The organism is Acinetobacter sp. ANC_7655, assembly GCF_056784015.1.
On record NZ_JBWYJB010000005.1, the window covers coordinates 1 to 14,188 of the forward strand.

14 protein-coding genes are annotated in these 14,188 nt (G+C 39.4%); 8 read left to right on the top strand and 6 right to left on the bottom strand.

Annotated elements, in window-relative coordinates; all coding sequences use genetic code 11:
- On the bottom strand, positions 1 to 459 hold a 459-nt coding region (locus AC1M9N_RS07205; protein WP_481954506.1), incomplete at its 3' end, for a phage late control D family protein.
- A 107-nt stretch (positions 460 to 566) separates the two neighbouring features.
- Positions 567 to 824: a sulfurtransferase TusA gene (gene tusA, locus AC1M9N_RS07210; RefSeq protein WP_035264077.1), complete on the bottom strand. Its 258-nt coding sequence runs from the start codon at positions 822 to 824 to the stop codon at positions 567 to 569.
- Positions 825 to 1,024: 200 nt separating this feature from the next.
- Between tusA and AC1M9N_RS07215 the strand changes: the two genes are divergently transcribed.
- Positions 1,025 to 1,864: an HlyC/CorC family transporter gene (locus tag AC1M9N_RS07215; protein WP_092767211.1), complete on the top strand. Its 840-nt coding sequence runs from the start codon at positions 1,025 to 1,027 to the stop codon at positions 1,862 to 1,864.
- Positions 1,861 to 3,420, top strand: coding sequence for an apolipoprotein N-acyltransferase (gene lnt / locus AC1M9N_RS07220; protein WP_481596144.1), 1,560 nt, complete (start codon positions 1,861 to 1,863; stop codon positions 3,418 to 3,420). The genes AC1M9N_RS07215 and lnt overlap by 4 nt, the downstream gene beginning before the upstream one ends.
- 63 nt (positions 3,421 to 3,483) lie before the next feature.
- Here the strand turns inward: lnt and AC1M9N_RS07225 are convergent, their stop codons facing one another.
- The 3 genes from AC1M9N_RS07225 to gspF form a co-directional block, all read right to left on the bottom strand.
- Positions 3,484 to 3,816 carry a hypothetical protein gene (locus tag AC1M9N_RS07225; RefSeq protein ID WP_481591450.1) on the bottom strand — a complete coding sequence of 111 codons (333 nt, stop codon included), beginning with the start codon at positions 3,814 to 3,816 and terminating at the stop codon, positions 3,484 to 3,486.
- A gap of 281 nt (positions 3,817 to 4,097) precedes the next feature.
- Entirely contained in the window at positions 4,098 to 4,535 is a 438-nt protein-coding gene (gene gspG / locus AC1M9N_RS07230) for a type II secretion system major pseudopilin GspG (protein ID WP_481954507.1), read from the bottom strand.
- Between the two features lie 46 nt (positions 4,536 to 4,581).
- A complete protein-coding gene (gene gspF / locus AC1M9N_RS07235) occupies positions 4,582 to 5,787 on the bottom strand; it encodes a type II secretion system inner membrane protein GspF (RefSeq protein WP_035264068.1) in 1,206 nt (401 codons plus the stop codon).
- Positions 5,788 to 5,939: 152 nt separating this feature from the next.
- On the opposite strand from gspF, the gene AC1M9N_RS07240 reads away from it, so the two are divergent.
- From AC1M9N_RS07240 to AC1M9N_RS07265, 6 genes are all read left to right on the top strand, one after another.
- Positions 5,940 to 8,162, top strand: a complete 2,223-nt coding sequence (locus AC1M9N_RS07240) for a primosomal protein N' (protein ID WP_481954508.1) — start codon at positions 5,940 to 5,942, stop codon at positions 8,160 to 8,162.
- A gap of 110 nt (positions 8,163 to 8,272) precedes the next feature.
- The gene (locus AC1M9N_RS07245) at positions 8,273 to 10,153 is read left to right on the top strand and encodes a monovalent cation:proton antiporter-2 (CPA2) family protein (RefSeq protein WP_481954509.1); all 1,881 of its coding nucleotides are present in this window, start codon (positions 8,273 to 8,275) and stop codon (positions 10,151 to 10,153) included.
- 50 nt (positions 10,154 to 10,203) lie between these two features.
- Positions 10,204 to 11,079 carry an Hsp33 family molecular chaperone HslO gene (gene hslO / locus AC1M9N_RS07250; RefSeq protein WP_481954510.1) on the top strand — a complete coding sequence of 292 codons (876 nt, stop codon included), beginning with the start codon at positions 10,204 to 10,206 and terminating at the stop codon, positions 11,077 to 11,079.
- A gap of 153 nt (positions 11,080 to 11,232) precedes the next feature.
- Positions 11,233 to 12,156, top strand: a complete 924-nt coding sequence (locus AC1M9N_RS07255) for a DnaJ C-terminal domain-containing protein (RefSeq protein ID WP_035264059.1) — start codon at positions 11,233 to 11,235, stop codon at positions 12,154 to 12,156.
- On the top strand, positions 12,153 to 12,479 hold the full coding sequence (locus AC1M9N_RS07260; RefSeq protein ID WP_035264056.1) for a chaperone modulator CbpM: 327 nt from the start codon (positions 12,153 to 12,155) through the stop codon (positions 12,477 to 12,479). The genes AC1M9N_RS07255 and AC1M9N_RS07260 overlap by 4 nt, the downstream gene beginning before the upstream one ends.
- A gap of 76 nt (positions 12,480 to 12,555) precedes the next feature.
- Positions 12,556 to 12,819: an HP1242/YdcH family protein gene (locus AC1M9N_RS07265; protein WP_035264053.1), complete on the top strand. Its 264-nt coding sequence runs from the start codon at positions 12,556 to 12,558 to the stop codon at positions 12,817 to 12,819.
- An 82-nt stretch (positions 12,820 to 12,901) separates the two neighbouring features.
- On the opposite strand, the gene AC1M9N_RS07270 is transcribed toward AC1M9N_RS07265, so the two are convergent.
- On the bottom strand, positions 12,902 to 14,134 hold the full coding sequence (locus tag AC1M9N_RS07270; protein ID WP_481593265.1) for a magnesium transporter CorA family protein: 1,233 nt from the start codon (positions 14,132 to 14,134) through the stop codon (positions 12,902 to 12,904).
- Positions 14,135 to 14,188: the final 54 nt, after the last annotated feature.

Consider the following 14,188-nt stretch of genomic DNA (forward strand, 5'->3'; position numbering starts at 1 on the left):
CGAGGCAAAGAGTGGGCTTTTGTTTTGCCATTCTTCAAAGAGGATTTCCACCACTTCGACCACGGATTTATTCATAAATACGCGGCTGTTGCGGCGTTTGTGCCACAGGTTTGTTGCATCATTAAGCGTGAGTTTGTAGAGGGTCAGTGCCCCATCGCTTTGTCCTTGTGAGGCTTCGGTGATGATGCCAGTGGTTCTAAACAGGATTCCTTGATCAGTGACTTGATCGACGGCCACTTGTGTGCCGATGAATTGTTTGAGTGGAATTAAGGCATTGGTCGAGAGACAGATGAGTTCTGCTTGCACGCCTTCGTTAAGGGCATGGCTGCCATCGATGCGTTGTAGGAAGACTTGGCTATTCAGCTGTGAATGACTGAATTGGATGTGGAGGGCTCTGTTTTGGGCAGTTAGACCGAGCTGTTCAATCGTACGCTGAATATTATTGATGAAATTCTTCATGTCAAAATGAGTTAATCATTATTATTTAGATATTCTTAACCCAAATTGTACACGAAAAAATCAATTTTAAACGATATGAATTGTTTCAACCGTTAATTCACGACGGGCTAACCTTTTTTTACCAAATAATGAAATTCTTTGTTCCCATTGTCATCTAAACGTTCTTCTTGCAACAGCAATTCATGACCAAGATGCATACAGAATTTAGGAATATCCCAAGAAGTTGAATTATCTGTTGCAAATACTTCCACCACATCACCAGACTTAGATTTACGAATGGCTTGATGTAACATCATCACCGGTTCTGGACAACGTAAACCACGTGTATTCAACTGGATTTGAGGTTGAACTTGAGAATCAGACATTCAATATCGCCCTTAAAAGATTGGGCGATTATTTTATCATAATTCAATCTTTTCACTCCCAAATTCAGAAAAAGACTCCAAATACAGTGGTCTATGATCAAATAGATCATTAGGAATCAAAATTTTACCAATAGACAAGCGTATTTTCTTCGGTATGATTAAAACTTATTTTTTCAATTGAAGAGTCTTTAGGAAAGATCATGCAAGAGGAATCAGGTACATCGTGGGGTATGCGTGGCTTACGCAAATGGTTAGGCACAGCCCCAGAAACCCGAGATGAACTGTTAAAAATTGTACAAGATTCACGTCGACTACTCGAACCAGATACAGTAGCGATGCTCGAGGGAATCTTTGACCTTCCAGCGACTAAAATTCGTGAAGTCATGACGCCACGAACTTCAATGGTCAGCTTACAAGAAGATGATGAGTTATTGGATATTCTTGATGTTCTCATCGAGTCAGCACACTCACGTTTCCCTGTATTTTCAACAGATCAACCTGATAACGTCATTGGTATCCTTTTGGCAAAGGACCTCTTACCTTTCTTAAAAGATCGTGATTCGAAAGTAAATGTACATTCGCTGATGCGCCAACCGATCTTTGTGCCTGAAAGCGCGCGTTCTGATCAAGTGCTCCGAATGCTAAAAAACACTCAAACACATATTGCGATTGTGATTGATGAGTACGGTTCTACTTCGGGTTTAGTGACACTTGAGGATATTCTTGAAGAAATTGTGGGTGAAATTGAAGATGAACATGACAATGTCGATGAAGAAGCCAATTTCATTGTTCCAGATCAAACCAGCAACAGCAGTAACACGTGGTTAGTTCAAGCACTTACACCAATTGAACATTTTAACAATGTTTTAAATGCTGAATTTTCTGATGATGAAGTGGAAACTGTGGGTGGACTATTACTGCAAGAAATTGGTTTAGTCAGCGATCTTCAAGGCCAAGTGATTGAATTGGGAGATTGGGAATTTACCATTGTGGAAGCAGATGTCCGTACTATTCATCTGATTCGAGCTGTGCGTAAATGAGAGCCTATTTTCAAAAATTATTGAGTCCTTCAGAAAAACAAAAATCATTACCTTTCATTTATCCACTCCTTATTGCTTTAACAGCAGGTGCGACTTTTAGTCTCGCACTTGCACCTTTTTATTGGTGGTGGCTGGCAATATTATCGCCAGCATTGCTATATGCCACACTCAGTAAGCGAAATCCTAAACAAGCATTCCTCATCGGTTGGACTTACGGTTTTGGTTTATGGTTTGTTGGTGCATTCTGGTTATACACTTCTATCCATGTGTATGGTGATACATCTGCGTTTTTAAGTGTCATCATGATTGCGATTATGGCCTTGGTGATGGGGCTATTTACAGCAATACAAACTTGGATATATCGTCGATTCTTTCCAGAAACACCACTTACTTTTGCCCCTTTATGGGTATTCTTTGAATGGGCAAAAACTTGGGTATTTACTGGTTTCCCTTGGTTATTTGCAGGTTATGCTTTTACCGAGCGTTTCTTAGATAGCTATGCACCTTTATTTGGTGTATTTGCAGTTTCTTTCGTGGTCATTCTCATTGCATCTGCACTTGTTGAACTCCTACGAAAACGCTACTTTTGGGCTATTCCAGTTTCAATTGTATTGCTAGGTGCATGGGGCGCATCCTATTTAACTTTTGTAGAAGAAAAAAAATCAGCACCGCTGAGCGTTTCTTTAATCCAAGGTAATATTCCTCAAGATTTAAAGTGGTTAACTGAGTATCAAGTAAAGACACTTGAAATCTATGCACAATTAACGCGATCAGAATGGGGACGTGACTTGGTGGTTTGGCCTGAATCATCTATCCCAATGTTTCAATCAGATATTGAACCATTTTTAGATGCAATGGATCAGCAAGCCAAAAGTACCAACACAGCTTGGGTAACAGGCATTCCATATTGGGATTTAAATGAATCTAAGGCATTGGGTTATCCGCGTTATTACAACTCCATGATGGCATCTGGTGATGAAGCTACAGGCTTATATAAAAAACAGCGTCTCGTTCCTTTTGGTGAATATATTCCGCTGTCTGGCCTGTTAAGTTGGGTGTTACCTGCGCTTCAAAATGATCCTTCAATGAGCGGTTTTTCACGTGGTCCGCAGGATCAAGCTCCTTTTTCAATTCACAACCACAAATTAGCTGCTGCGATTTGTTATGAGGTTGCCTATCCGAACCTAACCCGACGCAATGCACTAAATAGTGATTTCCTCGTCACCGTTTCAAATGATGCGTGGTTTACGGGTACGGCTGGTCCGTGGCAACATTTACAAATGGTACAAATGCGAGCAAAAGAAAATGGACGCTGGTTTATTCGTGCAACCAATACAGGTGTAACTGCTTTTATCAACCACAAAGGGGAAATCGTCAGCCAAGCCCCAATTGATCAAAAAGCGGTTCTTCGTGGTGATCTACCTGCAATGGAAGGGCAAACTTGGTATACGAGATTCAGTGATTGGCCAATATTGGGATTGTCATTGATTTTATTGGTGATGGGTTGGTTCTTTAGACCACGTGTTGTCGATGTCAGTTTTAAATCTCGTCGATAACACTTGGTTCAAATCAAATATACGTTCTATATCAAAAAAACCGAGCAAATATGCTCGGTTTTTTTAAATTTGTGTTGTGAGGTAAGACAGCATTGCCATCAAACTCAACATCGGAATAGATCGATAAATTTTAATGAGCAGCGCTTCAAATGTTGAAGATACATCAGACAGCGTCAAAACAGATGCTTTAAGTGCACTATAAAAACTTAAAATCGTAATCGCACTAAATACACTAATCGCCATAAATCCGATCATGATTTGACTGCTTGCATCTGCATTTGACCAAAGATCAATAAATAGATGACTAATAGGCAATAAGCTCAAAATAAGCAGTGCAGACTTGAGCACAGTCCAATGAAATAAATTGATTTCATCTGACAATATTAATGCTTTCATCATTCCCCCTTATTATCAAGCTAAGCTGTTGGCTCCATTATGCAGGGAAAAATTAAAATAAAAAGCCTAATTTTCTTCATATTTTCTGTTTCTTGTAACCATTAAATATGGGAATAATTCTTATTATAAATCTCAAAAAACCTTTATTTTTAAACATTATAATTATCAATGATTTGGTTTAATATTTCTAAATAATAAAGATTATCACTTCACTCAATATTTATTAATTCGATTAAGTGAAGTGATTAATACCATGAATGGTTTTTAATAATGATTTTCATTTATGGTGTGTAAAAGATATCAGCATCATTTCCTTCACCACCCTGCTTTCCATCTGCGCCGAATGAATAAAGATCATATGCACGACCTTCCGAACCGGGAATCACATATTGTAAATCATTATCCCAACTATCTTTAGGATAACCACCCTTCACATAACCACCAGGTAACCAATTTTTTGCTGAAGCTGGTTGATTGACCAAAGCATCCAAGCCACCATCTTGCATGGATGGATATTGGTTGTTGTCTAACTTGTATTGATCTAATGCACCTGCAACACCTTTCAGCGTAATGATTGTGGTATCAACCTTCGCTTTCTCACCACGACCCATGACATTAGGCACAATCAGTGCTGCAAGCACACCTAAAATCACAATCACCACCATCACTTCAATCAGGGTAAAACCAGATTGTCTACGCATTTTCATATTGTTTCGCATGTTTTCACTCGCTATTTCATTCATTATTAGAATTTATTGAATCTGTTTAAATCATATTGTTCATGTTGACGATTGGCAACATGACAGCAATCACGATCACCAATACAATCGCAGCCATTAACACCAACATTAGTGGTTCCAACAACGCCAATAATGTCGAGATTAATGTGGTAACTTCTCGATCTTGCATCGTCGAAGCTCTTTCTAACATTCGATCCAACTCGCCTGAGGCTTCACCACTTTTGATCATTTGCACCATCATCGGTGGAAAATAACCACAGCGCTCAAGTTGCGTCGCCAGATTTCCACCCTCTGTGACTTTTTCAGCCGCGACATTGACTGCATCTCGAATAACCCAATTGCTACTCACTGCTGCACCAATTTTCAACGCGTCGACCAAAGGAACACCTGATTGCGTTAAGATAGATAAGGTACTTGAAAAGCGGGCCGCATTAATACCTCGTGATAGTTTTCCAAATAATGGCAACTTCAACGTGAGGCGATCAAAAGCATAATGCCCTGCGGCAGTCCTTAAAAAGCGTACCAATAGAAAGAATCCCAACGCCGACGCGACCAATACAAATGGCCAAGCTTGACGTATAAAATCACTGGCTTTCATTAAAGCAACCGTAATCCAAGGTAGCGCATCTTTACTTTGGTCAAAGGTTTTAACGATGTCTGGCACTACATAGGTCATGAGTCCCATCACGATACCGAAAGACATCAACATCAAAATAATAGGATAAATCATTGCACCTTGAATCTTCTTTTGCATCGCAAAGCGATTTTCAGTGTAATCAGCCAATTGATCGAGAATAAGATCTAAGTGTCCTGATCGCTCACCAGCAGCAATCGTTGCAATATAAAGTTCAGGGAATCTGCCAGATTGTTGCATCCCTTGAGCCAAGGAATGACCTTCTAAAACCTTTGATCTTACAGATAACATCAAATTTTGCACGTGAGCTTTTTCGCTTTGTTTGGCAACTGCTCTTAATGCTTCCTCAAGTGGGATCCCCGCTGCAACTAATACGGATAATTGGCGAGTCATCAAAGCTAAGTCATAAGCTGTAAATTTTTTTTGAAAAAAACCACCAGTTCGATGCTTGTCTTTTTGTTCTACAGCATCAACTTGTACTGGAATCCATTGTTTATCCCGAAGCTGTTGTCGAATCTGTCGGGCTGAATCACCTTCTAGCACACCCTTTTGCTGCTTTCCTGAAGCATCGATGGCAGTATATTGATATGCGGGCATGATAATGCTCTAATTTTCCTAATTATGATGTCTTAAGAGTTGCCTTAGACCGTTCTCTTCATTCATATTGATCACTTGCAACAACTTGAACACTCTATCATAAGCATTGGTTATCCACGATAAGTTTTCACCATATTGATTGACGACTATATATGACAAATATTTCAGAATTAAGCCAAATTGTTTATCGAGTGCGCATCGCGGTGCCAGTTTATCTATATGATTGTTTTGATTATGAAGTTTCTGCAGAACAATACCAAACTATACACATAGGTTGCCGTGTTCTTGTTTCGTTTGGTCGTCAAAACTTAGTCGGAATCGTACTCGAAAAGATCGCACCGGAAACGCCATTAGATCCGAAAATCAAACTGAAACCCATCACTGAAATCTTGGATCTGCAACCCATACTCAATGATACGATCATTCAGCTCGCGCAGTGGTCTGCTCAATATTATCAATTCCCCATTGGGGAAGTCATGCATACCACTTTGCCGACATTTTTAAGGCAGGGTAAACCCTATAATTTATTAGCTCACTCTTGGAAAGTTTTAAATTTAGACGCTGAAAAGAAAGTGGCTCGATCTTTAAAACAACAAGAGGCTTATAAAATTTTAAAGCTACACCCTCAAGGGACTGCCGAGACGATACTGAATTTGAGTGGTGTGGAAACAGCAACATTAAAAGCGCTTGAAAAGAAAGAAATCGTCGAATGTAAATTGATTCAGCAGGACTTTAGTCCTGAACCTGTACAGCTGGCTCAAATGCCATTGACTGCAAATGATGATCAAAAAAAAGCAATTCAATCCATTTTAAAAGCACAAAATCGCTATCAAGCATTTTTACTCGATGGTTTAACTGGTAGCGGCAAAACTGAAGTTTATTTGCAAGTCATGCAAGAGGTTTTACAAAAAGGTCAGCAAGTATTGGTACTGGTACCAGAAATTGGCTTAACCCCTCAAACTATCAGCCGGTTTCAATCTCGCTTTCACTGCAATATTGTCTTGTTGCATTCCGGACTGAATGACACAAAGCGCCTCCAAGCTTGGCAATATGCTCAAACAGGGAAGGCCTCCATTATTCTTGGTACACGCTCTGCGATTTACACCCCCATGCCAAATTTAGGGCTCATTATCTTAGATGAGGAGCATGACCTGTCATTCAAACAACAAGAAGGTTTTCGCTACCATGCACGTGATGTTGCTCTCTATCGCGCTTATTTAGAGCAATGCCCCATTGTCCTTGGCTCAGCAACACCAAGTATTGACTCATATCATTTGGTGGAGCAAAAAAAATTAACGATTCTGAAACTCGATGAACGTGCCGCAGGTGCAAGCTTACCTAAAATTCATTTAATTGATCTAAAGATTGCTCAAAAACAGCATGGTATAAGCGAACAACTCATTAAAGAAATTCAAAAAAGACTCAATCAAGAAGAACAGGTACTGATCTTTTTAAACAGACGTGGTTATGCACCTGTCCTGATCTGCGAAAGCTGTGGATGGCAAGCCAATTGTCCCCATTGTGATGCACATTTTACGCTTCATAAAAAACCATATGAGCACCTGCATTGCCATCACTGTGGGACAATTAATCGACTGCCTGAGCAATGCCCCTCTTGTCAGCAACACACCTTGAAGCCTATTGGAATGGGCACGGCAAAAGTTGAAGAGAATTTACAACTTTTATTTCCAGACTTTCCTGTGGTCAGAGTAGATCGTGATTCCACGAGCCGTGTCGGGAGTTGGCAAAAAATTTACGAGCAAATTCATCAAAGTAAACCGATGATTTTACTTGGTACGCAAATGTTAGCCAAAGGTCATCACTTTCCGTATGTAACCTTAGTTGCAATCTTAGATATTGATAGTGGCCTACTCAGTGTTGATTTCAGAGCAACGGAACGAACAGCCCAATTGATTGTTCAAGTTGCAGGTCGTGCAGGACGAGGTGAAAAAAAAGGTGAGGTTTATCTACAAACTTTACGACCTGATCACCCTCTACTCAACACGCTCATTAATAAAGACTATCGTGCTTTTGCTCGTGAAACACTTCATGATCGTCAATCTGCTTTACTCCCTCCAATGCGCTATGCAGCATTAATACGTTGTGAATCGCGTAGTCAGGAAGAAAATCTCAATTTTTTAACCAATATGACACAATCGCTCCAACAACATACTGGTGAGCTGATTGAGATTTGGGGTCCAATTCCTGCGCCAATGGAGCGAAAGGCTGGGCGTTATCAGGCACATGTGGTTTTATTGTCATCAGATCGTGCAAAAATGCATTTCTATATACGAGAATGGTGGCCATTTGTGCTTCAACAAAAACCTTCAACGATGAAGCTCAGTATTGATATAGATCCTCAAGAGCTAAGCTAATCATGAATAGAGTTAAATTATCAAAGTCGAAGACCTGAATTAAATTTACACAGCTAAAGCAGACACGATTACAATTTCATCAGTCCAACATTCCACTTTAGGGAAGGCCAATGCCATTGTTGTTACAAATCACAATTTTTCTAGCTGCCGCATTAATTTTTGTTCCGCTCGGAAAAAAAATTGGTATTGCGACAGTCTTAAGTTATTTGTTTACAGGAATATTACTTGGTCCAAGTGCATTGAATTTGACCAATGATGCCGAAACATTAATGAAATTAGCTGAGTACGGCGTGATTTTTTTGATGTTCTTAATCGGCCTAGAATTACGCCCTCAGCGCTTGTGGAATATGCGTCACTCTATATTTGTGATTGGAAGTGCTCAAGTCTTGATCACAGGTATAATTCTTGTCGCAACCATTTGGCTGTTCTTCCAACAGCATCTTGCTGCTAGTGTCGTAATTGGTCTTGCCCTTGCTTTATCATCTACAGCATTTGTCATGCAATTACTTGCAGAAAAGCAGCAGCTGAATACCGCGCATGGTCAGCAATCTTTCTCTATTTTACTGTTTCAAGATATTGCCGCTATTCCTTTACTCGCCCTGATTCCCCTACTCGCGGGAAATCAGTCTACACATCATGGTATTGCTTATTTTGCCGCTGTTGTTGCAACGTTTACTGGCTTATTTTTATTTAGTCGCTATGTGATGCGACCATTTTTTAGATTCATTGTACAGAGTGGTGCCACTGAACTCATTACGGCTGCTGGACTCTTCATTGTTTTGGCTGTCGTTCTGTTTATGGATATGCTCGGATTAAGCACCACGCTCGGTGCTTTTCTGACAGGTGTATTACTCGCGGATTCTGAGTTTCGCCATGAACTGGAATCGAGCATTCAACCCTTCAAAGGTTTACTACTCGGTTTATTCTTTATGAGCGTAGGCATGATGACACCGATTGATCTCCTCGTAGATCAGCCGCTATTCATTTTTGGTGGGGCATTCGTGCTGATCATCATAAAAATATTAAGCATGGTTGCAATCGCACGATATTTTAAATTTCAATGCAAAACCAGTGTATTGATTGCCATTTGTCTTGCTCAAGGAGGAGAATTTGCTTATGTGATCTTAGCTGTTGCGAATACCGAAGGTTTAATTACTCAAGCAGTGTTATCCCCTACGATTCTGATCATTGCAATTTCGATGGCACTCACCCCTGTCATTTTCTGGCTTGCACAACGATGGCTCATTCCATATCTTGATCGAAAGACTGATAGCGCTGAAGATGTCCCATTACCAGACACTCATTCAACATTAATCATTGCAGGTTTTGGACGCGTCGGACAAATAGTGGCGCGCGTTGCTTATCTCAATCATGTCAGCTTTACAGCCATTGATAATAATTTAGAAAAAATTGATTTTGTGAGAAAGTACGGTGGTAAAATTTATTATGGAGACGCCTCCTCCCCTGATTTATTGAGATCTGCAGGCATCGAGCATGCTAAGGCATTTGTACTTGCTGTAGACGATGTGGAAATGTCGATGAATATTGCTCGCCATTTACGTTTGAATTATCCAACGCTCAAACTCATCGTCCGTGCCCGTGATCGACATCATATGCATTTACTTAAAGACTTAGGCATTGAGCATATTTGGCGTGAAACTTTTCTATCTTCACTCGGTATGGCATTTCGCACCTTAACCGCGTTAGGTTTAAGTCAAGAACATGCTCAACATAGTATTGAAATATTTAGAGACTATGATGGGCGTCTATTAGCTGAGCAACAACGCATCTATACGGATGATCAAAAAGTCTTTGAAAGCTATCGAAATTTCTTAGCGGAACTCGAACAAATTTTTGAAAATGATGCGCAACAACATCAACCACTTTTAGAAAGTTTAGATGAAACCATTGATTCTGAAGTAAGTTCTGTAGAACGACGCGCTAAGCACTCGCAAAACCAAATTAATGTTTGTCGAGATGAAGAATTTTAACTTGTGATTTACAATATCGTCACCATCTAGACAGGGATTTGGAGAATTTTATGTCTGATTTACGTCAACGTTTTTTTATTGATAACAGCCCTGTTCGTGGTGAAGTCGTACATCTTGAAGATACGCTTAAAACAATTTTAGCGCAACGCGCCTATGCACCTGCGATTCAAATTTTATTGGGCGAAATGCTCAGTGCAACTGCATTGTTGGCCAGCACACTTAAAATTAAGGGACGTATTAGCCTCCAAATTCAAGCTTCTGGCACCTTAAAATGGGCTATGGCTGAATGTAATCACCTCGGTGAAGTACGCGGATTAGCTGAATATGAAGCTGATCCACGTTTTGAAGAAGCATCAGACAGCAGCATCGTTCTGAAAACTTTGGTCAGTCCAGTTTTATTTATTAATATTGAACCTGAATTTGGCGAACGCTATCAGGGTATCGTGCCTTTAGATCAGCCGAATTTAGCTAAATGCCTCATGCAGTATTATGATTTATCTGCCCAAATCCCAACCAAGATCGTTTTAGCTAGTACTGCTCAACGCGCTGGTGGTCTTTTGATTCAATTGTTACCGCGTAACAATGATGAAGAGCAGCAAAAGGTTGATGAAGATATCTGGCCTCGTCTAACCATGCTCACTGAAACTTTAAAAACAGATGAACTTACTGAGCTGGATGCGCAAGAAATTTTGTATCGCTTATATAATGAAGAAGAAGTCAGACTACCTGAATCTGAACAACTTCAATTTGGCTGTACATGTTCTAAAGAGCGTTGCTCTACAGCATTAATTCAGGTGGGTGCTGAATCTGTGCGTGAAATTTTAGAACAACAGAACCCTATTACAATGGACTGTCAATTCTGTAACACTCAATACAGATTTACTGCTGAAGAAGCACTCGGTCTATTCGGCGAGCACCTCAGTTAATCCTTAACAGTTCTCTTCGAAAATCAGCAAGTTTTACTTGCTGATTTTTTTGGTTGTAAGAAATTGAAACAATTATTCACCATCTGAACATATTGTAGTCTTCGAAAGTCTGCTCATAATGATTAAAAGTTAATCAACGGTTATTTTTGCTTAATGGCAAATAATTATTATGAGGAACTCGGACTAGATCGCGATGCGAGTCCTGAGGAAATAAAAAAATCATATCGAAAACTGGCTCGGAAATACCATCCCGATATCAGTCAAGCACCTGATGCCGAAAAAAAAATGCAGGCGATTAATACTGCGTATGACACATTAAGTGATCCTTTAAAAAAACAAGAGTACGATCAACAACTCGATCAGTTGAATAGTCAGTCTCCTTTCTCGGATACTAAAAACCATACAAATCATGAATTTTCTGGCTTTGAAGATTTGTTTGGGCGTTTTGGTACAGGTTTTGGTGGAGGTTATGCACAGCGCTCACACCAATATAAATCCCAGCCAATTCGTGGTGAAGATCAACATGCCAGTATAGAAGTGCCCTTACAAGTCGCTTTTGAAGGTGTCACTCAATCCATCCAATTGCGTATACCCACTTTTAATGCATATGGACAACCTGAAGTTCAGCGAAAAACCCTTGAAATTAGAATCCCGAAAGGGATGAAAAACGGTCAACAAATTCGGCTCAAAGGTCAAGGACAAGCTGGTTTATCGGGCGGTGAAAATGGAGATCTTTATATACAGATCCATTATCAAACCACTGACAGCATATATGTCGATCAGGCAGACATTTACTATCACATTAACATTAGTCCTTGGGAAGCTGCTTTAGGCCAAGACATCGAGCTAAAAACCCCCTCTGGAAAGATTAAAGTCAGCATTCCTCAACATACAATTTATGGCAAACAACTCCGTATTAAAGAAAAAGGGATTCCCTCTTCACCCCCGGGACACCTTTATCTAATCCTGAATATTGTTTATCCAAGAGCAGAATCCCCGCAGCAAAAACAGGCATATGAGCAATTTGCTCAAGCATTTACACATTTCAACCCTCGTGATGAAGGAGGTGAATCATGACAACGATTCAGTACCGAGAAGTGTACAAAAATGGATATTTAGAGGCTGAAATCATTGATGACCAATGTATTTTTGATTTAAAGCATTTTGCCCAAGCATGCGGACAAAGTCCTGAATGGGTTTTGCAATTACTTGAATATGAGATTCTACCTGCTCGTTCTGAGCAAAAAATCCATCAATTTTTTGGTGAAGAACTTACTCGAGCACGGAGAGCTTATCGCTTGCAACGGGATTTTGAAGCAAGTCTCCCTGCCGTCGCCATGATGATGGATCTGATAGATGAAGTACAACAATTGCGCAAGCAAGTGAAATACTTCAAATAAAGCAAGCCCACATAAATGCATGTACTGTTACATGCATTTATTTTTTATTGATTAGAATGAAAGGATTAAACCATCAATGAAAGTTAAAGAATGCAATAAAAAGCTGAAAAACCTTTTCCCTGAGTTCCGTGAACTTATTCAGCCTTTAAGAGAAGAAAACCCTCACTTCGCTAAAATTTTCGAGGAACATGAAACGCTAGATCATGAAATTACGCATTTGGAACTAAATCCAGTTAATGTAATTAATGATGATATTGAGTTTCTAAAGCGAAAAAAACTTAAATTAAAAGATGAAATGTATCGTTTGCTCAAACAAGCGCAGACGAACCTTACCCAGTAATTTCAATTTAATATTATAAAATAACGGTGAATCTGGCACTTATCATTCTGACTTAAAGCATAAGTGCCTTATATGACGTTGACTATTTTAATCGAGTCCAACGTCCCATTTCTCGGAGCGTACCTTTCAATGTTTTTTGAATCGGTTCATACTCCAAAAATGCAAACAAACCGAGTTGTTGCTGCTGGTTTTGTTGAGCCAACAATTCCATCACACTTTTTTCACCGCGCCCGACCATTTGTCTACGATAAAAATACCAAATTAACAAAAGTGTTGTCACACACATGGCTGTGAGCATATACCAAAAGCCATGCGGTGAGTTTAATCCTGGAATAAATTCAAAATTCATTCCGTAAATACCTGTAAGAAGAGTCAGTGGTGCAAATACAGCGGTGATAATTGCTAAAATTCTCATATTTTCATTGGTTTGATTGGCCACTGCTGAAAAGTGCAAATCGATGGCGGCTTGTACTGCATGGTTTAACCGAACACTGTGCTTTTGTATTCTTTCAATATGGCTAATTAAATCATCCATTCGGACGAGCATTAAATTTTGCTTCTCTGCCTTACGTTTAGCTTTAATATGATGATAATTTTCGACAATTTCATCTCTTAATTCTTGTAGGCATTCAACCTGTTCTTCACACAAATTTTCAACTTGTTGAAAAGCCGTGATCTCTTGCAGCAGCTGATTCCATCGATTAAATTTTTGATTTCCTTGTAATAGTTCTTTTTGCCAAAATTCCACACGTTTGGTTAGTGGTACACGTAAACCTAAATAGCCATCCACCATCATATTCAGTAATCTAAGCGCAATATCTACAGGGCTCTGTGCTAATTTTCGTGGAATATTCTGTTGCTCTATAGGTCGTGTTTGAATCGCCTGCACTCTTTCAAGATATGTTTCAAATACACGATTACCTCGTTCATGCACTGTGATTAAAACATTTGATGTCATGACAAAACTTACCGGCGTTGTAACAATGTCCGCAGTTTGTTGCTCAGCTGAATGACCATTCTGAATTTGTATGTGGTCATCTGGGGTGATTAATTTTTTAAAGATCAACAAATCATAATCATCTAATGCATCAAATACGCAAGGATGCTCAAGGTTTTGAATATCTTTAAGATGAAATTCGTTCAACAGAATTCCAGTGTTCTCAAAAATATATCGTTGCCACGTCTCTGTATTTTGAATCAATTCGTGGCGTTCAAAACTCAACCATATAAATTCTGCATCAACATCAGTCGATAATGCTTCACTCAGATAAATATACCCGTCATCTTGATGATAATAATAATTAAACTTTTGCATTTTAGTTATTTTTAAATGAGAACATTTTGATCATGCCATAAAAAAAGCCTTGTG

Bases quoted from the DNA above. Each gene is read 5' to 3' on its own strand.
- tusA (WP_035264077.1), bottom strand. From the start codon at position 824: ATGTCTGATTCTCAAGTTCAACCTCAAATCCAGTTGAATACACGTGGT.
- AC1M9N_RS07215 (WP_092767211.1), top strand. From the start codon at position 1,025: ATGCAAGAGGAATCAGGTACATCGTGGGGTATGCGTGGCTTACGCAAA.
- lnt (WP_481596144.1), top strand. From the start codon at position 1,861: ATGAGAGCCTATTTTCAAAAATTATTGAGTCCTTCAGAAAAACAAAAA.
- AC1M9N_RS07225 (WP_481591450.1), bottom strand. From the start codon at position 3,816: ATGAAAGCATTAATATTGTCAGATGAAATCAATTTATTTCATTGGACT.
- gspG (WP_481954507.1), bottom strand. From the start codon at position 4,535: ATGCGAAACAATATGAAAATGCGTAGACAATCTGGTTTTACCCTGATT.
- gspF (WP_035264068.1), bottom strand. From the start codon at position 5,787: ATGCCCGCATATCAATATACTGCCATCGATGCTTCAGGAAAGCAGCAA.
- AC1M9N_RS07240 (WP_481954508.1), top strand. From the start codon at position 5,940: ATGACAAATATTTCAGAATTAAGCCAAATTGTTTATCGAGTGCGCATC.
- AC1M9N_RS07245 (WP_481954509.1), top strand. From the start codon at position 8,273: ATGCCATTGTTGTTACAAATCACAATTTTTCTAGCTGCCGCATTAATT.
- hslO (WP_481954510.1), top strand. From the start codon at position 10,204: ATGTCTGATTTACGTCAACGTTTTTTTATTGATAACAGCCCTGTTCGT.
- AC1M9N_RS07255 (WP_035264059.1), top strand. From the start codon at position 11,233: ATGGCAAATAATTATTATGAGGAACTCGGACTAGATCGCGATGCGAGT.
- AC1M9N_RS07260 (WP_035264056.1), top strand. From the start codon at position 12,153: ATGACAACGATTCAGTACCGAGAAGTGTACAAAAATGGATATTTAGAG.
- AC1M9N_RS07265 (WP_035264053.1), top strand. From the start codon at position 12,556: ATGAAAGTTAAAGAATGCAATAAAAAGCTGAAAAACCTTTTCCCTGAG.
- AC1M9N_RS07270 (WP_481593265.1), bottom strand. From the start codon at position 14,134: ATGCAAAAGTTTAATTATTATTATCATCAAGATGACGGGTATATTTAT.